General features: G+C 37.9%; 25 protein-coding genes. 20 read left to right on the top strand and 5 right to left on the bottom strand.

Annotation, left to right across the window (positions count from 1 at the left end):
• The first annotated feature begins 20 nt into the window (after nucleotides 1-20).
• The 19 genes from ACZ48W_RS05615 to ACZ48W_RS05525 all read left to right on the top strand — a co-directional run bounded on the left by ACZ48W_RS05615 (nucleotide 21) and on the right by ACZ48W_RS05525 (nucleotide 15,361).
• Nucleotides 21-272, top strand: a complete 252-nt coding sequence (locus ACZ48W_RS05615) for a hypothetical protein (RefSeq protein ID WP_464830390.1) — start codon at nucleotides 21-23, stop codon at nucleotides 270-272.
• An 11-nt stretch (nucleotides 273-283) separates the two neighbouring features.
• Nucleotides 284-532 (top strand): hypothetical protein, encoded by a 249-nt coding sequence (locus tag ACZ48W_RS05610; RefSeq protein WP_464830389.1) that lies wholly within the window; start codon nucleotides 284-286, stop codon nucleotides 530-532.
• A gap of 8 nt (nucleotides 533-540) precedes the next feature.
• Nucleotides 541-1,914 (top strand): PhoH family protein, encoded by a 1,374-nt coding sequence (locus ACZ48W_RS05605; RefSeq protein WP_464830388.1) that lies wholly within the window; start codon nucleotides 541-543, stop codon nucleotides 1,912-1,914.
• Between the two features lie 15 nt (nucleotides 1,915-1,929).
• The gene (locus tag ACZ48W_RS05600) at nucleotides 1,930-3,297 is read left to right on the top strand and encodes a hypothetical protein (protein ID WP_464830387.1); all 1,368 of its coding nucleotides are present in this window, start codon (nucleotides 1,930-1,932) and stop codon (nucleotides 3,295-3,297) included.
• Nucleotides 3,298-3,388: 91 nt separating this feature from the next.
• Nucleotides 3,389-3,598 carry a hypothetical protein gene (locus tag ACZ48W_RS05595; RefSeq protein WP_464830386.1) on the top strand — a complete coding sequence of 70 codons (210 nt, stop codon included), beginning with the start codon at nucleotides 3,389-3,391 and terminating at the stop codon, nucleotides 3,596-3,598.
• Complete coding sequence (olsF, locus tag ACZ48W_RS05590) at nucleotides 3,598-5,313, top strand: bifunctional ornithine lipid synthase OlsF (RefSeq protein WP_464830385.1); 1,716 nt, start codon at nucleotides 3,598-3,600, stop codon at nucleotides 5,311-5,313. The genes ACZ48W_RS05595 and olsF overlap by 1 nt, the downstream gene beginning before the upstream one ends.
• A 1-nt stretch (nucleotide 5,314) precedes the next feature.
• Complete coding sequence (locus tag ACZ48W_RS05585; RefSeq protein ID WP_464830384.1) at nucleotides 5,315-5,713, top strand: hypothetical protein; 399 nt, start codon at nucleotides 5,315-5,317, stop codon at nucleotides 5,711-5,713.
• Nucleotides 5,714-5,792: 79 nt separating this feature from the next.
• A complete protein-coding gene (gene pstS, locus ACZ48W_RS05580) occupies nucleotides 5,793-6,794 on the top strand; it encodes a phosphate ABC transporter substrate-binding protein PstS (RefSeq protein WP_464830383.1) in 1,002 nt (333 codons plus the stop codon).
• A 175-nt stretch (nucleotides 6,795-6,969) separates the two neighbouring features.
• On the top strand, nucleotides 6,970-7,827 hold the full coding sequence (gene pstC, locus ACZ48W_RS05575; protein ID WP_464830382.1) for a phosphate ABC transporter permease subunit PstC: 858 nt from the start codon (nucleotides 6,970-6,972) through the stop codon (nucleotides 7,825-7,827).
• A gap of 13 nt (nucleotides 7,828-7,840) precedes the next feature.
• Nucleotides 7,841-8,650: a phosphate ABC transporter permease PstA gene (gene pstA / locus ACZ48W_RS05570; RefSeq protein ID WP_464830381.1), complete on the top strand. Its 810-nt coding sequence runs from the start codon at nucleotides 7,841-7,843 to the stop codon at nucleotides 8,648-8,650.
• Between the two features lie 120 nt (nucleotides 8,651-8,770).
• Nucleotides 8,771-9,562 (top strand): phosphate ABC transporter ATP-binding protein PstB, encoded by a 792-nt coding sequence (gene pstB, locus ACZ48W_RS05565; protein ID WP_464830380.1) that lies wholly within the window; start codon nucleotides 8,771-8,773, stop codon nucleotides 9,560-9,562.
• A complete protein-coding gene (locus ACZ48W_RS05560) occupies nucleotides 9,562-10,227 on the top strand; it encodes a phosphate signaling complex PhoU family protein (protein ID WP_464830379.1) in 666 nt (221 codons plus the stop codon). Before pstB ends, ACZ48W_RS05560 begins: the two co-directional genes overlap by 1 nt.
• 27 nt (nucleotides 10,228-10,254) lie before the next feature.
• Complete coding sequence (locus ACZ48W_RS05555) at nucleotides 10,255-10,938, top strand: response regulator transcription factor (protein ID WP_464830377.1); 684 nt, start codon at nucleotides 10,255-10,257, stop codon at nucleotides 10,936-10,938.
• 8 nt (nucleotides 10,939-10,946) lie between these two features.
• Nucleotides 10,947-11,798: a polyphosphate kinase 2 gene (gene ppk2, locus ACZ48W_RS05550; RefSeq protein ID WP_464830375.1), complete on the top strand. Its 852-nt coding sequence runs from the start codon at nucleotides 10,947-10,949 to the stop codon at nucleotides 11,796-11,798.
• A gap of 134 nt (nucleotides 11,799-11,932) precedes the next feature.
• Nucleotides 11,933-13,714 (top strand): DNA helicase RecQ, encoded by a 1,782-nt coding sequence (gene recQ, locus ACZ48W_RS05545; RefSeq protein WP_464830374.1) that lies wholly within the window; start codon nucleotides 11,933-11,935, stop codon nucleotides 13,712-13,714.
• A gap of 43 nt (nucleotides 13,715-13,757) precedes the next feature.
• Complete coding sequence (locus tag ACZ48W_RS05540) at nucleotides 13,758-13,988, top strand: ribbon-helix-helix protein, CopG family (RefSeq protein ID WP_464830372.1); 231 nt, start codon at nucleotides 13,758-13,760, stop codon at nucleotides 13,986-13,988.
• Nucleotides 13,981-14,232 (top strand): type II toxin-antitoxin system RelE family toxin, encoded by a 252-nt coding sequence (locus ACZ48W_RS05535; protein WP_464830371.1) that lies wholly within the window; start codon nucleotides 13,981-13,983, stop codon nucleotides 14,230-14,232. The genes ACZ48W_RS05540 and ACZ48W_RS05535 overlap by 8 nt, the downstream gene beginning before the upstream one ends.
• A 207-nt stretch (nucleotides 14,233-14,439) precedes the next feature.
• Nucleotides 14,440-14,688, top strand: a complete 249-nt coding sequence (locus ACZ48W_RS05530; RefSeq protein ID WP_464830370.1) for a hypothetical protein — start codon at nucleotides 14,440-14,442, stop codon at nucleotides 14,686-14,688.
• A 112-nt stretch (nucleotides 14,689-14,800) separates the two neighbouring features.
• Nucleotides 14,801-15,361, top strand: coding sequence for a ribonuclease HII (locus tag ACZ48W_RS05525; protein WP_464830369.1), 561 nt, complete (start codon nucleotides 14,801-14,803; stop codon nucleotides 15,359-15,361).
• An 85-nt stretch (nucleotides 15,362-15,446) separates the two neighbouring features.
• On the opposite strand, the gene ACZ48W_RS05520 is transcribed toward ACZ48W_RS05525, so the two are convergent.
• The 5 genes from ACZ48W_RS05520 to ACZ48W_RS05500 form a co-directional block, all read right to left on the bottom strand.
• Nucleotides 15,447-16,784, bottom strand: coding sequence for a YdgA family protein (locus ACZ48W_RS05520; protein ID WP_464830368.1), 1,338 nt, complete (start codon nucleotides 16,782-16,784; stop codon nucleotides 15,447-15,449).
• 93 nt (nucleotides 16,785-16,877) lie between these two features.
• On the bottom strand, nucleotides 16,878-17,960 hold the full coding sequence (aroC, locus tag ACZ48W_RS05515; protein WP_464830367.1) for a chorismate synthase: 1,083 nt from the start codon (nucleotides 17,958-17,960) through the stop codon (nucleotides 16,878-16,880).
• Nucleotides 17,957-18,628, bottom strand: a complete 672-nt coding sequence (gene rnc, locus ACZ48W_RS05510; RefSeq protein WP_464830366.1) for a ribonuclease III — start codon at nucleotides 18,626-18,628, stop codon at nucleotides 17,957-17,959. Before rnc ends, aroC begins: the two co-directional genes overlap by 4 nt.
• Nucleotides 18,629-18,804: 176 nt before the next feature.
• A complete protein-coding gene (gene rnhA / locus ACZ48W_RS05505; protein ID WP_464830365.1) occupies nucleotides 18,805-19,248 on the bottom strand; it encodes a ribonuclease HI in 444 nt (147 codons plus the stop codon).
• Nucleotides 19,208-20,251: a tetratricopeptide repeat protein gene (locus tag ACZ48W_RS05500; RefSeq protein WP_464830364.1), complete on the bottom strand. Its 1,044-nt coding sequence runs from the start codon at nucleotides 20,249-20,251 to the stop codon at nucleotides 19,208-19,210. The genes rnhA and ACZ48W_RS05500 overlap by 41 nt, the downstream gene beginning before the upstream one ends.
• 102 nt (nucleotides 20,252-20,353) lie before the next feature.
• On the opposite strand from ACZ48W_RS05500, the gene dnaG reads away from it, so the two are divergent.
• On the top strand, nucleotides 20,354-22,009 hold the full coding sequence (gene dnaG, locus ACZ48W_RS05495) for a DNA primase (protein WP_464830363.1): 1,656 nt from the start codon (nucleotides 20,354-20,356) through the stop codon (nucleotides 22,007-22,009).
• Nucleotides 22,010-22,011: the final 2 nt, after the last annotated feature.

Genomic DNA, 22,011 nt, shown 5'->3' with positions numbered 1-22,011 from the left:
AATAAGTATGGAGATGAATTATGAAAATAAAAAATTATGTGGTATTTATTGTATTGTCCGTAGGGTTACTATTTGATGTATGCAATAAAATTGAAGGTACACTTGAAAAACTAAATTGTTATGAAACAAACCAAGAGGCTAGCAGTGTTTATGGAGGTATTTCACCTGAAGGTATGAAAATTATCCCGGTATCCAAGTCTCTAAATGGGAAAGATTTACTCTTATTTGCATTTGAGGTGAGTGAATCAACTGTTGTGTATGAAGTAAAATAGAGAGTTTTGTTATGAATAGACGATTTTTAATACCTATTATGGAACTTGATAGTGCATGGTGTCTAAGAGGATATAGCCATGTTTGCTACGCAAAAGAGTACTGTAATGGTGTATTAAAAATCCCTTTAAACTATATAAAAGAGAGTAGATTATGCAATGCTGGGATTGAAGTAGAATTAAAAGATATTGAGAAAACAGCACAAGAGGACTGGTACATAGCATTGATGACTTTATCTAAAAGTAAAAAAGAATCTACTTAGGGGGACGAGTGAAGGCAAGAAAATCAAAAGTATATGTCGTAGATACCAATGTGGTATTGAATGATATTTATAATATTACTAAATTATCTGAAAATGGGAAAAACATTATTGTATTTCCAGAGACTGTACTCATAGAGTTGGAAGAGAAAAAGAAAGTACTTGGAGAGATAGGATATCAAGCACGTGAATTTGCAAGACTCCTTGCCAAAGCAAAAGTAAAAGAAGCACATCACAAGGATGGATATAAGGTTGCTAAATTCTTTATAGATGACATTGTTATTCATATTATTTCTAAAGATAGATATGAGACAGACATTGATAGTGTCTATACCAGTGAAAGTAATGATAAGCGTATCATAGAAGTTGCTGTTGTTGCTCAAGCTTATTATAAAGGGCTTAAAATAATTTTTGTTTCTCTTGATGTCTATGCACGTATGTTTAGTATTTTAAAAAATATTAAAACAGAGACATTGCATGATGATAAAGATACCGTACCAAAATTCATGTTTGTAAAAACGATATCACTTCCCTCTATCTCTATAAAAAAATTAAAGCATGCCAATATCATAGATATAGATCCTACCTACGAGCTAAGCAATTTCTCATATACGTTTAACTTAGATGATGGGAATTCTTATTATGCCATTATACGTAATGGTCTTGTAGAATTGATGGGAGACAATGACTTTAGAGCTCTAAAGATTAAACCTGTGAACTTGGAACAAAAGTTTTATATGAAAGCAATGTTGAGTAATTTTTATGATCTAATAGTGGTAGATGCAAAGGCAGGTAGTGGAAAAACACTGTTGGCTTTTGCTTCAGCGATGAGGCTTATAGATAAAAAGCATTATGATAAAATTATTTATGTACGTAACTCTATAGAAAGTTTAGATAAAGGTGCAGATGTAGGGTATTTAGCTGGAAATGATGAAAAATTCCGTGTGTATAATATGGCACTAAATGATACATTAGAACATATAGCTAAAAAACTTCTCAAGAAAAAAGATAATCAAGATAATGTCAACACGGTGGAAAATAAAATCTTAGAACTCATAGGAAAGTATCGTATAGAAAAATTGTGGCCTGGGGAAGCTAGAGGAAGAACCCTTAGTGATGCTATAGTGATACTGGATGAGTGGCAAAACAGTTCAGAAAAAACAACCCAACTGATACTTTCAAGGCTTGATAATTCTTGTATGGCTATCGTCATAGGTTCTAATAGACAGATAGATAATTTTTATTTAAATAGATATAATAATGGATTGACAAAATTACTTAAAGAGACTAAAAATGAACATGAGCAGATCAATATGTTTGCTGTAGAATTACAAAAAGCTGTACGTGGAAAGTATGCAGAATTTAGTGAAAGTATCTTTGAGTAAAAGTAAAGGAAGCATTTGAATGATGTTGTAGACAGGCGTCTCATAGAAGAGTGTGAGATGTATATTGTCGGGCATAAAATTTTTGTCCGATTGAAAGATATTCCTATGTATCTTTCTAAAAAAACAAAAGATAGCATACGTAATCGTTATAGTCACTCTATAGAAGTGGGATTAAGTACGGAATATCTCTTAAATAGTGTAAGTAGACAATTGGGAGATGGAATTAATCTTAACTTCTATAGCATAGCAAAAATCATAGGTATGCTACATGATATTGGGCATACTGCATTTAGTCATGATGGAGAAGTGATATTAAATAAAGTGTTGCTCAAAGCATCCGCTTCTTTAGATAGACCAGTACATTTTAATGCAAATTTGAATAATTTTAGACGTATAGAAAAATATGCATTGTTTGATTTGTTGCCTATGGATATACGACGGTATGCTTTTGCTTCACTCATTAAAAGAAAAAAAGAGCTAAAAGAGTATCCTGAGTATATGATGTTTCAAGATGATTTGACGTATGGGATAATGCTCGAAGAGAAGTATTTAGTATCTAAAGGTATCGAGATTAAAAATGAACATAACAAAACGATACTTTGCCAGGCGATGGATATAGCTGATGAGAATAGATATAGAGTGACGGATATTATTGATTCACTGAATATCTATAGTAAAGAGAAGCTAACAGAGATATTGGTGCGTACACTTAGAAGTAAAGTACGTGTGAAAGATATACGTAAACTTGTAAGTTTGAACATCCCCAATCTGCAAGATTTCACAAAAAAACATATCGATACCACCAGTATCAAAGAGTTACTTATATTGCTATTAAACCAAGAGAGTCATGCTAAAACAGAATTTCAAAATATAATGAATAGTATCTCTATGGCATTTAACCGAAATTTTAAACTCTCTCAACAAGGAGAGTTGGTACCAATAAATATGGAAATAGAAGCATTAAGGAATGATTTTCACAAGGTTGCAGCAAAGTATTTATGGGGTTCTAAAAAAGTAAACAACATTAAAAAACCGTTTAAACACTATTTTGAAACGGTGGCAGAATACTTTATTACAAAAGATTTTGAGCTAGAATTAATAGATAGCAGTACATACAGAAATGCACTTGCTTTCCTAGAGAATGAACAACATTCAAAAGAGGTCTATAAAAGAAAGAAATTAGTGTTACTTAGAAATTTTCTTGGGGGTCTAACCAATTTAAAAATTATAGAACTTTATAAATCTATCAAGCTTTTAGATTTTGAAAAGAAATTAGGATACAGACTTGAAAAAAGAGAAAAATTAGTGCAAAAAATATCGGTAGGTGACTTTGAGAAAAAACTGAAAAAGTATGAGGAGCGTCTGAATATTGATCGGCATTAATTTTATAATCAGTAACACTTCTGTAACTTTTTTGTAATCATTTAGTTATATTTTCTATTTACAATTCCATATCTTAAATATGGAGAATATAATGCAAGATAGAGAAGCTGTTTCTGAAAAAAAATTAGCAAAATTAGCAAAATATTTGTCTAAAGCATTTGGCATAGCAGAAGAAGAAGCTTATGAAATCATTTATGAAGAGTGGGAACTTGTAGAAGAATTGTATGCTGCATATAAAAAAACCAAAGCAGTCAAAGAACATTTTTTAAGAGAAGTGAATGAACTTTACAGGATAGCTTAATGCAACAGCTTAGTGTAGAGAATTATTTAACCCATCATTATCCTACTGTAGAGCATTTCCCTGCTTTGGCAAAGAAGCTTATTTTCTCGACAGTAAAGAGAATCTTCCATGAAAATCAGATTAATACTTTTTTAGCAAATAATGCACATAAAGATACGTTTAGTTTTGTTGAGTCTGTGGTTGAGTATTTTGATGTAGGAATCAAAATTAATAAGAACGAGATGGATCGTATTCCCTCATATGGACGGGTAGTCATTATTGCAAATCACCCTTTGGGTGCACTCGATGCTATGGCATTGATACATTTACTTAAAGATGTTAGGAAAGATATTAAAATAGTAGCCAATGCATTTTTAGGACAGTTTGAGAATCTTCAAAAGTTGATCATATCTGTAGATAATATTACAGGAAAGACAACCAAGGCAACCTTGGAAGGGATATATGGTGCTTTAGACAATGAAGAGGCTGTAATTATTTTTCCCTCAGGAGAGGTAAGTAGAGCAAGACACAATGGTATAAGGGATACTGCTTGGAAAACAGGGTTTTATAAAATAGCATCAAAAACACAATCACCTATATTACCTATACATATTAAGGCGAGCAATTCAAAAAGTTTTTATATGCTCTCTATGGTAAATCGTTCTTTAGCTACTGCCACACTGCCACATGAGATGTTTAAAGCCAAAGGAAAAGAAATAGGTTTTACCATTGGTAACCCTATTCCTTATGAGAGTTACTATATTTCAAAACTTCCTCAAAAAGAAGCAGTAAAACTTTTGAGAAAACATTTTTACAGAGTGGCAAAGGGTAAGAAAAATATTTTTAAAGTAGAAAAAGGTATTTCACTTGCTGAAGCACCCAGTGACATAAAAGCAGAGCTTAAAAATGGGCAGCTTTTAGGTGAAACGACTGATGGTAAAAAAATTATACTTTATGAGAGTGTGGTAGAGAACTGTGTCATTAAGGAAATAGGAAGATTAAGAGAGATCAGTTTTCGTCATGTAGGTGAAGGTACTGGAGAGAAGAGAGATATAGATAGTTATGATTTTTATTATAAGCATTTAGTGATTTGGGATGATGAAAATTTAGAAATTGCAGGTGCATATCGTATAGGTGATTGTAGAGAGATAGTGGAAGATTTTGGAGTAGATGGGCTTTATACCAGTACACTTTTTAATTTTCATGAAGGTTTTGAGCCTTATATGGCATTGGGTTTAGAGTTGGGAAGAAGTTTTGTTCAACCTAAATACTGGAACTCTAGAGCATTGGATTATTTATGGCAGGGAATTGGTGCTTATGTACGTACACGTCCAAATATTCGCTATCTTTTTGGTCCTGTAAGTTTGAGTGATAGTTTTACATTAGAGGCAAAATCATTGTTGATTTATTTTTATACACACTATTTTGGTATAAAAGAAAATCTTGTCAAGCATAAGGCACATTATAAAATGCCTAAGGAATTAAGAACCTACTGTAAAGAGGTTTTTTGTGGATATGATTATCGTGCAGACCAAAGAGTACTCAAAGAAGAACTTAGTTATATGGGATTTACTATTCCCACCCTCTATAAACAATATGCTGAATTGTGTGAAGAGGGTGGTGTGAAATTTTTAGACTTTGGGTATGACAAACATTTTAACTACTGCATAGATGGATTTATTTTAGTAGATCTTGATTTAATGAAAGAAAATAAAAGAAAAAGGTATATCGACTGATATGGTATATTTTAAAAAAGCAAAAGTAGAGAGAAAAGTATATGATTTAATTTTTGGTAAGGGTAAGATTGTTGAGATATTTACCGATAGCCACTATACGTTGAGAGTAGAATTTGACAATGATTATGAAATTTTCTATACGGAAGAGGGGATTCCAAACTGGGGTAATTTTAAAAACCAAACACTCTTTTATAAAAAAGATATAGATTTAACGAATGAAGATTTCTCTCCAGTAAAAAAAATCTTGGCAGCTAAAAAAATTATAAAACTTAGAGACAAAAATAAATTAGAGGTACGATTGCCTTCAGGGCTATGGAAAAGTACTAAAAGAGTTGATGAAATATATATAGAAAAACTACTAAAAAAAGAGCAATATCATCTCTTCAGAAAGAAAAAATAGCTTGTAACCAAAATGTTTCCAAGTTATTTTATACTTCACCCAATCCAAATGGATACTAAAATTTTCGAAGGAAAAATAGATGACATTCAAAAAACTTGTAACAGCAGCTCTTATAGCTTCAGTGGCATTAACAGCAGTACATGCAGATGAACTTAAAGGTAGAGGGGCTTCTTTCCCCGGTCCAGTATATAAAGCATGGACAGCAGAGTATTTTGCAGCAACTGGTAAAAAAGTAAACTATACACCAACAGGTTCTGGTGATGGTATCAAATCAATCAAAAAAAGAATGGTAGATTTCGCAGGTTCAGATAAACCACTTAAGCCAGAAAAATTAAGAGATGCAAAACTCTACATGTTCCCTTCAGTAGTTGGGTCTATTGTACTTGCGTATAATCTTGATGGAGTAAAAGATGGTGAATTAAAACTTAGTCGTGCGGCGATCGATGCGATCTTTACAGGAAAAGCAAGTTTCTGGGATGATGCCGTGATCACTAAAGAGAATGCAGGGCTTAAGCTTCCGCATGAGCCTATTACCGTAGCAGTAAGAGCAGATAAATCGGGTACAACATTTAACTTTACATACTTCTTGAATAAAATTAATCCAGAGATAAAAGTAAGTAAAAAACCAACATGGAAAGCTCACAAAGTTGTTGCAGGTAAATCTAATTCAGGTGTATCAGCAAATATTCAACAAATCAAAGGTTCTATTGGTTACATTGAGTACTCGTATAAAACAAAACTTGGTTTACCAGCAGCACAAATCGAAAATAAAGAGGGTAAATTTATCAACCCGACAGTTTCATCATTCCAGGATGCAGCGAAGTATGCGACTTGGACAGCAGAGAATGATTTCTATGCAGTGATCGGTGACCCGGCAGGTGCTACATCGTATCCTATCGTAGCGGCAACATTCATCCTTCTTCCAGAAGAAAAAACTGAGACGAACAAGCAAGTAACAGCATTCATGGAATGGGCATATGAAAATGGTGACAAAGCAGCAGCAGACCTTGGTTATGTACCGCTTCCAGCATCTACAAAAGATGCGATTAGAGGATACTGGGAAGCTAAAAAAATTAAATAGTTTTCATTAACTTATATTCTCTTCGTGGGCAGAAATGCTCACACAAACTCCACATATATTTTGTAACTCCTTGAATACGTTTTGACTTTATATATGTGGATATTCTTCTTGTATCCAAAATGTTACCAAATTAGCATAAAATCCCATCATCTTAGTATTGAAGGAAGGTTGATTAATGTTGGGTGCAAGACTCTTTAGAAATTTCTCATTTTTCTCTGCGACACTTTCATTTTTTCTACTCATAGGTATCTTTTCTATTCTCTTTACATATGCACAAGATGCACTACATGAGTTTGGATTTGATTTCTTATGGACAGAACAATGGGAGCCAGGGGAAGATGATGAAGGTGGCATATTTGGTGGGTATATTCCTATAATAGGTACACTGCTTAGTACCTTGATTGCTATGATTATTGCTACACCACTTGCGATGGGAATTGCTATTTTTTTAACTGAAATTGCTTCAACGACAGTAGCTAAGCCAGTCTCTATTGCTATAGAGTTATTAGCTGCAATACCAAGTATTATCTATGGTATGTGGGGACTGTTTTACTTTGCGCCTATTGTGCAATCTACAGTTGGCGGGAATGGTGTTGGATTACTTACTGCGGGGATAGTGCTGGCTATTATGATTATTCCTTTTATGGCAGCCATTACAAGAGACTCTATGAATACTACACCCCATGTACTCAAAGAGTCAGCCTATGCTATGGGTGCAACAAAGTTTGAAGTGATTAAAGATGTCATTATGCCTTACTCTAAAGGTGGAATTATAGGTTCTATCATCTTGGCACTTGGACGTGCACTAGGTGAGACGATGGCTGTGGCATTCCTCATTGGTTCTGTGATGGCTACGGTAGGTAAAGTAACAGACCCTACCACATCAATACCAGTACTTCTTGCAAATAACTTTGCAGAAGCAGAAGATTTAGAGATGAGTTCTATGTATTTCTTGGCACTCATTCTCTTTGTGGTGAGTTTTGCCATTATCTCAACTGCTAAGTTTTATTTCTTAGGAAAAAAAGTTAAATGAAAAGGGTTAAATAATGAATAGATTACTTTTAAATAAAATTATTTTATTACTCTCTACACTCTCCGCAGTAATTGGGATCGGTTTTCTTTTTTGGATTCTTGCAACACTTTCATATAAAGGGATTACCAGTATTCACTGGAGTACCTTTACCAATGACCTTGTGCAAGGTGGAATTCGAAATTTGCTTGTAGGACAATTTACCATGGCACTCTTAGCAACATTTATTGCAGTTCCTGTAGGTATGATGGCAGGAATTTACCTTAGAGAGTATGGGCATGGTTCTAAACTAGCTTCGGTTATTCGTAACCTTAGTGATGTGATGATGTCTGCACCTTCTATTGTAATTGGTGTCTTTGTTTATGCCCTTTTGGTAGATCCGTTTGGTGGGTACAATGGTTGGGCAGGTGCAGTTGCACTGGCTATTATGATGATACCTATCATCATTTCAACAACAGACAATATGTTAGCTCTCGTACCTCAAGAGCTTAGAGAGGCAGGAATGGCTCTAGGTGGCAGTAAGCATAAAATTATTTTACAAATTGTTGTAAAGGCTGCAAAAGTAGGGATTACCACTGGGGTACTTCTTTCATTTGCACGTATCATTGGGGAGACTGCACCACTACTTTTTACCTCGTCAAACAATCAGTTTTTTACGATGGATTTAGCAGGGCAGTTCCCTTCCCTTACAGTAAGCATCTACAACCTTGCAACCTATCCAGACCTAGAGAGTCGTGAGTTGGCATGGGCAGCTTCATTTATATTGACGGTAATTGTACTTTGTATCAACCTTATCGGTCGATTTGCAATAAGAAATAAAAAGTAAGGGAGAGATTTTGAGATAGATACTCTGGCAGTCGCAGACGCAAGCGCCCCTTTCGGGGTTGAGTGCTCCTTTGTCGTATCTCTCTCAAAATCAAAATAAGTAAAATAAAAAGGAATGATAATGGCAAAAGAGAACTTGGTAATGGAGATCAAAGATTTTTCATTTACGTATGCAGGCGCTGAGAAGCCTTCATTGAAAAAGATCGATCTTCCTATTGAAGAAAATAAAATTACTGCGATGATAGGTCCAAGCGGCTGTGGTAAATCTACGCTGCTTAGAGCAATGAACCGTATACATGACCTTTACCCGGGAAATAAGTATGAAGGTAAAATAAACCTTTACCATGAAAATGGTACAAAACAAAATATTTTGGACCTTAAAAAAGAGAATGACTTCATCAAACTTCGTCAGGAAGTAGGAATGATCTTTCAAAAGCCTACTCCTTTTCCTATGAGCATTTTTGATAATGTTGCTTATGGACTTAGGCTCTCAGGTATTAAAAACAGGAATGAATTGGAAGGACGTGTAGAAAAGGCACTTAAAGGGGCTGCCATTTGGGATGAGACCAAAGACAGACTTAAAGAGAGTGCATTGGGTATGAGTGGCGGGCAGCAGCAGCGTCTCTGTATCGCCAGAGCAGTTGCACTAAAGCCAAGAGTACTGCTTTTTGATGAGCCGACCTCGGCACTGGACCCTATCTCTACCGGAGCCATAGAAGAGCTTATTGCTGAACTTAAAGAAGAGGTGTCAGTAGTTATCGTAACACACAATATGCAGCAGGCAAGTCGTTTGAGTGACTACACAGCGTTTATGTATTTGGGTGACTTGGCAGAGTTTGATACAACAGAAAAAATATTTCTCAACCCCGCACAAAAGTTGACGGAAGATTATATTACAGGGAGATTCGGATAATGTTAACAGGATACAGTGAAGCAAGACATGCAGTACGTAATGAGGTAGTTGAGGTTGTAGAGATATTGGCAAAGGCCAATGAAGATGCATTGAAAGCTTTAGAAGCGTCAGATGCAAAACAATTAGAAGATGTAAGAAAAACACTTAAGAATATCACTAAAACTACAGAGAGAATAGATAATGATATTGTGCTTATTTTTGCACGCTATACACCAGAAGCAAAAGACTTAAGAGAGATGGTTTCATACTTGAAGATTACATCAGCTATCAACCGTATTCGAACCAATATTAATAATTATTTAAAGAACATGCAAAGTATGTTAACAGAAGATGATGTAAATATCATCCAGTTTATTAAAGAGTCATTGAGTATCAATAGATGTACCATTAATGCATTCAGTAAAACCATTGCAATGTTTAAAACCTTCAATGACAATGCTAAAATCAAACAACTTGCTATTGAGATAGATGTGGAGTATGCAAAAACAGATGATATCTATGCACTACTTGAGAAATCAGTAGTACAAAAAATGGGTGAAGCAAACGGTTTGGCAGAAGAGTACTTTAATCTGCTTAAATATATTCGTAAGAACTTAAAGATTGTAGATAGGCTAGATAGTATAGCTCAAAGGATTATATTTGCTCGAATGGGTGGAAAGTTATAGTCTAATAGTTTTTGCTATAATCTTTTTATGCAAAAAGAGATTGAAATTATAGTCATAGAAGATGAAGAAGATATATTAGAACTCATAGAGTATCATCTTGAAAAAGAGGGTTACTCTGTGACAGGTTTTTTGTCAACAGAGAATGTGGAACAGTTCCTGGAAGAGGAGAGTCCCTCTTTACTGCTTCTAGACAGGAATCTTCCCGGCATGGAGGGAAGCGAATTCGTCTCTTCCCTCCGAAAGACAGGTTATGATATTCCGGTGATCTTTCTAACGGCCAAAGATCAGGAATCTGACCTTGAAGCAGGGTTTGAAGCAGGTGCTGATGACTATATGACAAAACCTTTCAGCCCCAAAGAGTTAACACTCAGGGTCAAAGCCCTTTTAAAACGTTCAGGGGCTCTGCAGAGACAGGCACGTATCAAGTACAAGTCGCTTACGATGGATCTGGTGAAAAAAGATCTGTATGTTGACGGACAGGCAGTTTCACTTACCAATCTTGAATTCAATCTGCTTTATACTTTTATGAAATACATAGACAAACCTCTGACAAGAGATTTTCTTCGTGATGAGGTTTGGGGTTCCGAGGGTGATGGAGTGAATGACAATGCAGTGAATGTGGCAATCAACCGGCTTAAGAATAAAATAGACCCGGAAAATGAACAAAACTATTTTCATCCTGTCTGGGGTGTCGGATATAAATTCAGTTAGGAAAAAGAATGACATTTGAAGATTTTTTAGAGAAATTCAATGGCAGTGAAGCTTTACAGAAAAAGGTTTACAAAAAGTACAGTTATTATTTACGGGAAAGTTCACTTAAGCCTTACCAGGTGGAGTTACTGAAACTTCAGAAATACCTGGAAGATAAGGATCAAAAAATGATCGTCCTTGTAGAGGGGCGTGATGCTTCGGGGAAAGGTGGTGCAATACGTCGTATCACACGCTATATGAATGAAAAACATTATCGTACGGTTGCTTTGGGCAAGCCTTCTGATGTACAGCGGTCACAGTGGTATTTTCAGCGTTATGTTGAGCAGTTTCCAAGAGGCGGAGAGATCGTACTTTTTGACCGGAGTTGGTATAACCGTGCGATGGTAGAACCAGTTTTTAACTTTTGTACCAAAGAGCAGTATGAGATATTCATGAAAAGTGTTCCCTCTTTTGAAGAGGATCTTGTCAATCATGGATTTTATCTTATCAAGATCTATTTTTCTGTCACCAAAGAGGAGCAGCATGCCCGTTTTATCGAACGTGAGATAAATCCTCTGAAACAATGGAAGCTTAGTGAGATCGATGTGCAGATGCAGGAGCGATGGGATGAGTTCACACAGATGAAGTATCAAATGCTGAAACAGACACATACCGAAGTCTCTCCATGGACGGTGATACGCAGCAATAATAAATTTAAAGCCAGACTCAATGCGATCAAGACCATTCTAAACGCAGTACCTTATGAAAACAGGAACAGGGATCTTGATTTCAGTGTGGATGAACAGATCGTACACAGCGGATACAAAGAGATAGAGATCATGGAGACGGATTTGAAAAGCAAAGGTAAGTTCATAGGGTGATTTTAAAGGATCTTTGGCAAAAAATATGACAACTGTGCAAGTGTGGATAGTGCCATATTTTTTATTTGCATAAAAAATATGACAATATGACATATTTTTACTCTCTTTGATCGTAGACACGCTACACTTCTGTTATGAATAAATTAGAAACCCTTGAACACTATTTTGGACACAGCTCTTTCAGGCCTCTGCAGGAAGAGGTCGTAGATGCTATTTTGGCAAAACAGGATGTATTGATGATACTTCCTACGGGGGGAGGTAAATCACTTTGTTATCAGCTTCCTACATTACTTATGGAAGGGATCACAGTAGTCGTTTCTCCTTTGCTTGCACTGATGCATGACCAGGTTGTTGCACTGAAAGCCAATGGTATTCCTGCTGCGATGCTCTCTTCTATGCAGGACATGGAAGAATCCAGGCAGATAGAAGAACAATTAAAACGGGGTGAAATAAAACTTCTTTATGTGGCACCGGAACGTCTTACCAACGGATACTTCCTCAATTTGCTTCATCAACTCCCTATCAACTTCTTTGTCATCGATGAAGCGCACTGTGTGAGTGAATGGGGACACGAGTTCAGGGAGAATTACAGACGACTCTCTTTGCTGAAAGAGCAGTTTGCCACTACACCCATAGCAGCGTTCACGGCAACAGCAACCAAAGCTGTGGAGCAGGATATCGCAGCCAATTTGGGTTTACAGGATCCCAAACGCGTAAGAGGTTCACTTTTCAGAGAGAATCTGACCATCAATGCCAGACACCGTATCAAAGACGGACGGGCTCAGCTTATGGAGTTTTTAAAACTTCATACAGATGAATCAGGTATTATTTATACACTTTCACGTAAATCAACCGAAGCGGTTGCACATTTCCTGCAGGGGAAAGGTATTGAAGCCAAGGCTTACCATGCAGGATTGCCTACCGAAGAGAAAAATCGTACCTATGCGGACTTTGTGGCAGACAAAGTACAGATAGTCGTAGCAACGATCGCTTTCGGTATGGGAATAGATAAGAGCAACATTCGTTTTGTGGTACACATGACGATGCCTAAAACTCTGGAAAATTTTTATCAGGAGATAGGACGGGCAGGAAGAGACGGTGTGGCTTCTGAAACACTGCTGCTTTTTTCTGCTCAGGATATCGTTCAGCAAAAGATGTTCATAGAGGACCTTCCGGAGACTCCGTACAAACAACATGCCTTTAATAAACTTGACAGTATGGTACGCTTTGCCAATTCTGAAAATTGCCGCCATCAAAGCATTGCTGCCTACTTTGATGACCGTATAGTATCTTGTGTTGACAAATGTGATAACTGTACGGCACCTGAGAGTGAAAAGGTTGACATTACTACAGCAGCACGTATGCTTCTTTCAACTATATTACGGACAGAACAGAATTTCGGTCTGCACTATGTGATAGACGTACTCAAAGGGAGCAAAGAGCAGGGGGTACTGCAAAACGGGCATGACACTCTTTCTGTCTATGGTATAGGAGATGAGTACTCGAAGAGCCAATGGCTTACGATAGGGGATAAACTGCTTGAACTCGGTGCAGTGGAGATAGGAGAGTTCAAGGTTTACAAGTTGACAGCTTTTGGTGTGGAAGTCATTAAAGGTGCACATAGCATTGAACTTAAAAAAGAGAGGCTTACTGTTCAAAAAGCCCAGACTAAAAAGAGAGTGACCTATTTTGATGATTATGATGTGGAAGTGTATGACAAGCTTCGTGAATTACGTACAAATATCGCTTCAGAAAACGGTATTCCTCCATACATTGTCTTTTCAGACAAGACACTGAAAGATCTGAGTGTGAAACAACCGCAAAGCAAAGAAGAGATGCTTGCTGTACATGGGATAGGGGAAGTGAAATTTGAACGGTATGGGAAAGAGTTCTTAGGGGTATTGACATCCCAATGAAAATGCACTACAATTGTATATACAAACTGAAAAGGATTACTCTATGAAACAAGCAATAAATATTAGACTTGAAAAAGAGATGTTAGAGACGTTGGATGAATATGCCAGTGAACTAGAAAAGTCACGCACAAGCCTTATAGAAAAATCAATTGAACTTTACTTTGATAAACTTGATGAGATGGTAGCAGATAAAAGAATAGACAATTTAAAATCTGGAAAGACAACAGCTGTTTCATTGGAAGAAGTATTTGCAAAGGCTGGGATTAGTGTATAAAGTGATCTTTGACCCCAGTGCAGAAAAAGAGTTTTTAAAGCTGGACACTAAAACGCAAAATCTTGTGGCAAGTAAGATCATAGATTTAAAAAAGGGTAATTTTGCTTCTGATAAAAGTTTACAAGGTAAACATAAAGGAAAATACCGAAAACGTGCAGGGAATTACAGAATAGTCTATTTGAAAGAGAACAATCTTTTACTTATTTCTGTGATCAGGGTGGCACATCGCAAAGAGGTGTATTGATGTAGGTCTGGTTGCTCTGCCTATCGGAAATGCCCTTGGGTGCATCCCGACAATCATTTGTGAACAAAATATTCGATCGCAAGTATAGTAGGAAGTGGAGATTTTAGTCCCACCAAAAATTCTACATACATAACAACTAGACAAAACCTTTTAACTTTAGGGTGGGACTGAAGTCTCCACTTTCGAAATAGGCGAATTCGCCCTTTTATGATGAACAAGAATTTACAAGTAGAGAAAGAAAAAGACTTTTCTTTGATGCTTAAAGAGGATTTTTTATTGGATTATCAAGAGTATTCAGACAGTTGCATAAAAGAGTTAGCTAAACTTACACGGGAAACAGAAGAAGAGGTTAAGCAAGATTTGTTTGGTAAATACATGTTTGAGGATGACAATTTACATAAACGACCATTGTCAAAATTGATTCGTGATATATCAAAAGAGTTAGGATTAGTATGAAAGTTTTTGTAGGGTGCGTTTGCCAACGCACCAAGTATTCAAATAACAAAATAGATATTTTCTTCATGCAAACAAAAGGTGCGTTGGCAAACGCACCCTACGGAGTATGCTAATGAAAAAATTACCCCTGTGCGGCATAGACGAGGCTGGGCGTGGACCGTTGGCCGGTCCATTGGTCATAGCGGGAGTTATATTGAAAAATCCTGTTGATGGATTGATGGATTCAAAGAAATTGACAGAGAAAAGACGTGAAGCTCTTTTCCCTATAGTGATTGAAAACTCTGATTATCACATTGTCTCTTTTTCAGCAAAAGAGGTAGATGAACAGGGTATTTCCAAATGTTTACAAGAGGGTTTACAAAGCATACAGAAATATTTACCAAATGTAGAGTATCTTTTTGATGGGAACAGTACCTTTGGTGTGGACAACATTACAACGATGATCAAAGCAGATGATAAAGTTCCTGAAGTAAGTGCCGCGAGTATTTTGGCAAAAGTGACACGTGACAGAGAGATGGTAGAATTGGCTAAAAAGTACCCGGAGTATGGATTTGAGAAACATAAAGGGTATGGGACTAAAGCACATATGGAAGCTTTAGTCAAATATGGAAGATGCGAACTTCATCGCTATACTTTCAGAGTGAAAGGTTTGGATGAACCTCGGCTGTTTTAATCAGCCTATATACAACTACGTCTTGCTATGCTCCTTTCCGTTTTGGAGCTGTAAATGTGAGACTTTTCAGAGCTATTTACGGTTTTTAGATCATGGGTGTTCCATTTACCGTCAGTTTTCCTTTGACAAATTCGATCTCATAGATCTTTTTACCCTCTTTTTCAAGAGGAGGAAAGAGCATCAAAAGTATCAACGCTCTGGGTTCTTTTGCAATAAGTGTAAAGAGTTCTGTTGAGACAGAAATGTTTGTTTTGCTGCTAAGTGCATCAAGTACGGCGAATGGATTTTGAGAGACTGTACTGATATCAAATGATTTATCAAGGCTCCATGAAGAACTGAGTCTGAATCCATCCATCGTTGTCCAATTTTGTGTTATCTTTTTAACAGAAAAATTTGGAATAATTATGCTAATACCCTTAGAGAGCATTTTTTGACTGAGTGCATTAACGGCTTTTGCATCATTGACATCGACATGTTGAAGTGCTTCAAATGCAACAACATCCAAGTTGTCAATACTGAAATCAAAGCATACGTCATTCATCTTATATTTCTTTTGCTCTTCTGTTATTTCAAGTTTATCTGTTTTGCTTGTAATAGTACTCTTGAGAAGATCATTTTTTACACTGCTTACGGCAGATCCATTCAGATTTGTCATAAGCATGGAGAATGTTGGTTCCGCTTGAATTTCAATCTTCTCAACATGGTAATCAGATTTAGCATCATAAGGAGATGGACCGATGAATGTGTAGTCGGATGTAAGATTTGAAAGTTTCATAGTGAGTTCTTTCCCTGCATCCAAAGAGAGAAGTTGAAGTATCTGCCGGACTGTTTTTACTTTCCCGTTTTCTATGGTACCTTCAAATTTGAAACCTTGACTTACAAATGTGACTTTCTCTTCTTCCTCAAATATTTCATGGATATCCTTGATATAGCCTTTGAAACCGGTGAGCAGCTTATTAAAATCAAGATGTACGAGGAATGTTTTGTCTACGATCATCTTTTTTAGACGTTCAATGGCGGCTTTGTCTTCTTTCTCTGTACTTTTCAGTATGCTTTCCGGAAGTCCTACAGGGTAAATATCTAAAGAAAGAATACTATATCCATCATGAAGATATTCTGCATCTATACCCAGTTTCAAACCTTTAAATACAAGAATATCTTTCTGATTAACCTGTACACCTTGAGAAGTCAGGTAACTGCTGATCTTGGAGGGATCATCAAAACTTACCACGAAATGTTCTTCTGTCTCTTTTATATTTCTCTCTTGTACCCCAAATCCATTTTCTTGTAAAGTTGTCAACTCATTATTGACTTGTTTTTTTAACTCTTCAGTAACCCGGGTAGAACCTGCTGTAAAATAATAGAGTGTTGTAATGAGTACAAGACCGATAATACCAAAGCCTAATTTCTTACGACTCAGCATTTAGTGCTTCGCTTGTACTGAATTTTACATAGATCATTTAGTGATTTACGGCATTGCGTTTTAACGCTTATCATTCTTGTCACATATATGCCTTTAATTGGATTGAGGATAGAGTGCTTTTAGATGCTCCATCTTCTTACCCATATTGAGCAGGGTCATATCGGCAAGAGTGAGTGCCATCATTGCTTCGCATACTACGGCACCGCGTATGGCAACACAAGGGTCATGCCGTCCTTTCAGGTTGCATTTTACCTCTTCATTGTGGGTGGTAATGGTCCGTTGTTCCTGAAAAATGGAAGGGGTTGGTTTAAAATGTGTTTTGACGATGATCGTGTCACCATTGCTGATACCACCCAGCATACCGCCGGAATGGTTGCTTGTGAAACCGTTCAGAGAGATCTCGTCATTGTTTTCACTTCCTTTAAGGTGGGTACTTGCTACACCATCACCTATCTCTACTGCTTTGGCGGCATTGATGCCCATCATTGCTTCAGCCAGAATGGCATCCAGTTTATAGTAAAGAGGCTCGCCCAGACCGATAGGTACGCCTGTAGCAGTAGTTAAGACTACACCACCAACTGAATCATGGTTCTCTTTCGCAGTTAATATAGCAGCTTCCTGTGCTGCTTCCATCTTGGGATCAAGGGCATACAGTTTAGAATTCTTTGCATGTTCAAAATCCTGTACTTCACCTTTGATACCGTCTACTTCACAAAGACCGCTTTGTATGGAGATACCCAGCTCTTTAAGCATCAGTTTTGCAATGGCACCACCTGCCACTCTGGCAGCTGTTTCTCTGGCAGAACTTCGTCCACCCCCACGGTAGTCTCTTAGACCATACTTGTGAAAGTAGGTAAAGTCAGCATGTCCCGGGCGGAAGAGGTCTTTAATATTGTCATAATCTTTTGATTTTTGATTGGTGTTAAAGATGACCATGGCGATAGGCGTACCGGTACTTACACCTTCGAAAGTTCCGGAGAGTATTTCAAATTTATCCTCTTCCTTGCGGCCGGTCTCAAGTTTGCTCTTTCCCGGTTTTCTACGGTCCAGTTCAGACTGTATGAACTCTTCATCTATATGAAGTCCTGCGGGTACACCATCAAGAATGCACCCTAAGGCTTTACCGTGGGACTCTCCAAAGGTTGTGAGGGTCAGTTTTTTACCAAAAGTATTCATGAACGTAATTTCTCCAGTGCAATTTGAGCTGCTTTTTGCTGTGCTTCTTTTTTACTTTTTCCTCTTGCTGTGGCGATGGTTTTTTCATCCAGTATCACAGCGATCTCAAACTCTTTTTTGTGGTCTGGGCCTGAGGAGCCCAGCATTTCATAAAGAGGTGTTACTCCATGCGTGGCCTGTGTCAGTTCCTGCAGTGCTGTTTTATAGTCTTTGGAAAGTGAATCAAGGTCTATCTTTGGATGGGTCTCTTCCAGAAGAGCAATGGATATCTCTTTGGCTACCTGGAGACCTGCTTCCAAATAGATAGCACCGATGATGGCTTCAAAGGCATTGGAAAGCAGGGAGGGTTTATTTCGGCCGTTATTGTTCTCTTCTGCAGAGGAAAGATAGATATACTGTCCCAGATCAATGGCCTTTGCCAAAAGTGTGAAACCGCTTTCATTGACAAGTGATGCACGGATCTTGGAAAGTATACCTTCATTGGAGTTTGGGAATTTGAAAAAGAGGTATTCTCCTACAATCAGGTCAAGTACTGCATCTCCCAAAAACTCAAGCCGCTCATTATTGTAAGGCTTTTTATAACTCTTGTGTGTCAAAGCCTCAATAATCAATTGCTTATTTTCAAATGTATAGTTCAGTCGTTTTTCAAGTTGACTGTAATCATTCATTGTGTATTCCTTTTTTAATTAATGTTGGCATTATAGCAAAAAATTGATATGCAACTTTATGGTTTTTTATGCGAATTTTCATTTTTTGCTTTGTTTTGCAGCAATGTATTGTATTTGGTTTTCTGCAATGATATATATGGAAGGGAATAGGAGGGAGACAGAATGGCAAACAGAGGCTATAATAAAGCTTTGATCCGTTCTGCTTCATTCTTTGCAAGTTCATCACAGCGTTCATTTTCAGGATGTCCATTGTGCCCGCGTACCCAGGTACCGTGTACATTATGCGGTGCAGCAGCTTCAAGATAGGCTTTCCAGAGATCTACATTTTTTACTTTTGCAAAGTTTTTCCTGACCCATCCCTCCAGCCATTCATTGATCGCTTTAACGACATAGGCGCTGTCGGAAATGACTTCTACATCACAGGGTTCCTTGAGCAGTTTCAGCCCTTCAATGACACCTTGCAGTTCCATGCGGTTGTTCGTAGTATGGGCATCTCCGCCAAAGTACTCTTTGCGGTTTCCTTTAAATTCCAGTATGCCGCCATAGCCTCCGGGCCCGGGATTGCCGAGACTTGAACCGTCAGAGTAGAGAGTAATCTGTTTTCGGGCTTGATTTTGCAATTTTTTCCTCAACTTCTACAGAGTTTATCGCCATACAATTCGGACATCGTCTGAAAGAGGCAGGAAAACTCTGTTTACATTTTTTACACAGGTATGAGAAAAGCAGATCTCCCTGCTCGAATCCACTCTGTTTTGCAGTAGCCAGCATATCCAGGCTGAAGATACCGCTCCGGACAGTCGGCTCCTGCAAATATCCCTTGGCATAGTAGAGTGTGCTCAGCTGTGTATTGGATGTGATTATATCCAAATCGAGTTGTGAATTCGGTAAGAACCAGAGGATATCTATCACCTCTTTCAGGCGTTCAGGGTCAATGATCTGCCATGCCGCTTTTGTATCCAGTTGGAGCATGGCACTTACTATTTCTCTATAGAGTTTGGGTTCTTCTTCCAGAATACGGGTAAGTTTTTTCAGTTTCTCCGGAGTAGGGATCGTCTTGTCTGACCTTGTTTCAGAGAGTTCAAGAAATTTTGTAAGGGTATGGGTATCTTCCCCCAGCATTTCCAATGGGCTTATGACCTCTTTTGCCTTATCGTATTTGTGCATCATTTCGTAGACAACCCCCAGTTCATACAGTACCTGGACATTACGGGGTTTTTTGCGAAGGATCTCTGCATAGATAGATCTGGCCCGCTCAAGGAATCCTGCATGAAGATAGGTATTCCCCAGTCTTTCCAGCAGTTCCTGTTTCGCAAGATCATCAGAGATGTTTTTAATGATATAAAGATAGATATTGATGGATTTGTGATATTCCCCCGAATTCTCAAATGCCTTTGCAAGTAGTGCCAACGGCTTGAACATATGGGGTTCAAAGGGCATATCTCCTGTATCAAGAGCACATTCCGAACTGTCGAATTTTTCCAGGAATTTAAGGAGGTTTCCCTGCTCCTTCTGTTGTCTGTAGAGTCCCCAGGCATAGGTAACCACAGCAATGATCAGGGAGATGACTATTATGAGTAAAATACTGAAAAGCGGGTCATTGTAAGCAGGCAAGATATTTTCCAAATTTTCCCTTTGTATGATATCCTCATCATCCCCGTATCAGGCACAGGGATAAGGAAGATATAAAGTTGTCTTAGATTATATCAAATTAGATATAATGTTGAAATGATAGATAACGCCTCGATAGAATCTCTAAAAAACAGCATTGATATTGTAGATGTAATAGGTAACTTCATAGAATTGCGCAAAGCAGGCGCGAACTATAAAGCGAACTGCCCGTTCCATGGAGAGAAGACCCCTTCTTTTGTAGTAAGCCCTAGTAAGCAGATATACCACTGTTTTGGCTGCGGTGTGGGGGGTGACAGTATTAAGTTCGTCATGGAACTTGAAAAACTTACCTATCCTGAAGCCATAGAAAAACTTGCTTCTATGTATAATTTCTCTTTGAATTATACGAAAGGCAGCAGTGACTACAGTGATGCAAAGCGTGTGCTTGAAGCCATACAGAAATGGTATGTAAAAAACCTTGATCAGAACCAAACAGCTAAAAAGTATCTCCTGGACAGAGGTGTCAGTGTCCGTTCCATCGAGCAGTTCGGTATAGGGTACGTACCTGACGGTGCATCGGTCATACAGTTTTTAAATGCGGCACTTTTACCTTTGCCCAAAGCAATGGATGCCGGGATCATCGCCAAAGGGGAGAGGGGAGAGTTCTATGCACGTCTGGTAGAGCGTATTACCTTTCCTATCTTCTCCAACAGCGGGGCGGCAGTAGGATTTGGAGGACGTACCATCACCAATCATCCTGCCAAATATATCAATTCACCTCAGACAAAACTGTTTAACAAGTCACGTCTGCTTTACGGGTATGATCTTGCCAAAGAGAGTATTTATAAAAACAAGAAGCTTATTGTCTGTGAGGGCTACCTTGATGTCGTGATGTTCCATCAGGCAGGATTTACAGAAGCTGTTGCTACACTTGGAACGGCTTTGACCTCTGAACATCTGCCTCTTCTTAGAAAGGGAGACCCCAAGATCATCTTGGCATATGACGGAGACAAGGCAGGAGTGGCTGCAGCACTTAAAGCCTCACAGATGTTGAGTGTTGCAGGTTTTGACGGCGGTGTTGTCCTTTTCCCTGACGGACAGGATCCTGCGGACCTCATAGCCAAAGGAGAAAGTAAGACTGTAGCAAAACTGCTTCGGGAAGCAAAACCGCTGATCCCTTTTGCCCTGGAGCAGATCATTGGTGTCTACGATTTGAATGATCCCCGTGCAAAAGAGGCAGCATTTGGTGTAGCAAAACAGTTCCTGGAAGGGTTAAGTCAGATCATCAAAGAGGCTTATATTCCTATGGCAGCTACACTTTTGGGAGTATCTCCTGCACTTTTTGGGGGCCAGACACAACCCCGAAGAGCAAAAGAGAGTTTTAGCCAGAAAAGAGATGATGTGGCACAATTAAGCATTCTTAAAACACTGCTGGAAAAGCCGGATCTCATAGACAGTGTCCTTGATGTTATAGATGTCGATATGTTCGGCGGCTATGCAGCGCTTTTTTCTGCACTGATCAATGGAGAGAGAGAACATCCCCATCTTATGGGACTGGCAGTAGATGAAAGTTTACAGGTGATGAATGAAAAAGAACTGCAGAATGTATTGCGTAATTTTCTGATAAAACATTATGATATCAAACTTAAAAATATCGTTGCAGACAGAAGTATACCGTTTGATAAAAAAAGTTTTTTGATACGTAAAATAAAAACAGATATAATTCCAAGACTGAAACGAGGAGAATTAGTAGCATATGATACAAACTGGTAATT

The organism is Sulfurovum aggregans (assembly GCF_055385215.1).
Note: the sequence above shows the minus strand (reverse complement) of the source record. Positions and strands in the feature narration are given on the sequence as shown.

Excerpts from the sequence above, each read along its gene's own strand:
- ACZ48W_RS05615 (WP_464830390.1), top strand. The coding sequence starts at position 21 with ATGAAAATAAAAAATTATGTGGTATTTATTGTATTGTCCGTAGGGTTA.
- ACZ48W_RS05525 (WP_464830369.1), top strand. The coding sequence starts at position 14,801 with ATGAAAAAATTACCCCTGTGCGGCATAGACGAGGCTGGGCGTGGACCG.
- ACZ48W_RS05585 (WP_464830384.1), top strand. The coding sequence starts at position 5,315 with ATGGTATATTTTAAAAAAGCAAAAGTAGAGAGAAAAGTATATGATTTA.
- ACZ48W_RS05610 (WP_464830389.1), top strand. The coding sequence starts at position 284 with ATGAATAGACGATTTTTAATACCTATTATGGAACTTGATAGTGCATGG.
- rnc (WP_464830366.1), bottom strand. The coding sequence starts at position 18,628 with ATGAATGATTACAGTCAACTTGAAAAACGACTGAACTATACATTTGAA.
- ACZ48W_RS05540 (WP_464830372.1), top strand. The coding sequence starts at position 13,758 with ATGAAACAAGCAATAAATATTAGACTTGAAAAAGAGATGTTAGAGACG.
- pstA (WP_464830381.1), top strand. The coding sequence starts at position 7,841 with ATGAATAGATTACTTTTAAATAAAATTATTTTATTACTCTCTACACTC.
- ACZ48W_RS05560 (WP_464830379.1), top strand. The coding sequence starts at position 9,562 with ATGTTAACAGGATACAGTGAAGCAAGACATGCAGTACGTAATGAGGTA.
- ACZ48W_RS05520 (WP_464830368.1), bottom strand. The coding sequence starts at position 16,784 with ATGCTGAGTCGTAAGAAATTAGGCTTTGGTATTATCGGTCTTGTACTC.
- aroC (WP_464830367.1), bottom strand. The coding sequence starts at position 17,960 with ATGAATACTTTTGGTAAAAAACTGACCCTCACAACCTTTGGAGAGTCC.
- pstS (WP_464830383.1), top strand. The coding sequence starts at position 5,793 with ATGACATTCAAAAAACTTGTAACAGCAGCTCTTATAGCTTCAGTGGCA.
- ACZ48W_RS05555 (WP_464830377.1), top strand. The coding sequence starts at position 10,255 with ATGCAAAAAGAGATTGAAATTATAGTCATAGAAGATGAAGAAGATATA.
- ppk2 (WP_464830375.1), top strand. The coding sequence starts at position 10,947 with ATGACATTTGAAGATTTTTTAGAGAAATTCAATGGCAGTGAAGCTTTA.
- recQ (WP_464830374.1), top strand. The coding sequence starts at position 11,933 with ATGAATAAATTAGAAACCCTTGAACACTATTTTGGACACAGCTCTTTC.
- olsF (WP_464830385.1), top strand. The coding sequence starts at position 3,598 with ATGCAACAGCTTAGTGTAGAGAATTATTTAACCCATCATTATCCTACT.
- ACZ48W_RS05530 (WP_464830370.1), top strand. The coding sequence starts at position 14,440 with ATGATGAACAAGAATTTACAAGTAGAGAAAGAAAAAGACTTTTCTTTG.
- pstC (WP_464830382.1), top strand. The coding sequence starts at position 6,970 with ATGTTGGGTGCAAGACTCTTTAGAAATTTCTCATTTTTCTCTGCGACA.
- ACZ48W_RS05595 (WP_464830386.1), top strand. The coding sequence starts at position 3,389 with ATGCAAGATAGAGAAGCTGTTTCTGAAAAAAAATTAGCAAAATTAGCA.
- pstB (WP_464830380.1), top strand. The coding sequence starts at position 8,771 with ATGGCAAAAGAGAACTTGGTAATGGAGATCAAAGATTTTTCATTTACG.
- dnaG (WP_464830363.1), top strand. The coding sequence starts at position 20,354 with ATGATAGATAACGCCTCGATAGAATCTCTAAAAAACAGCATTGATATT.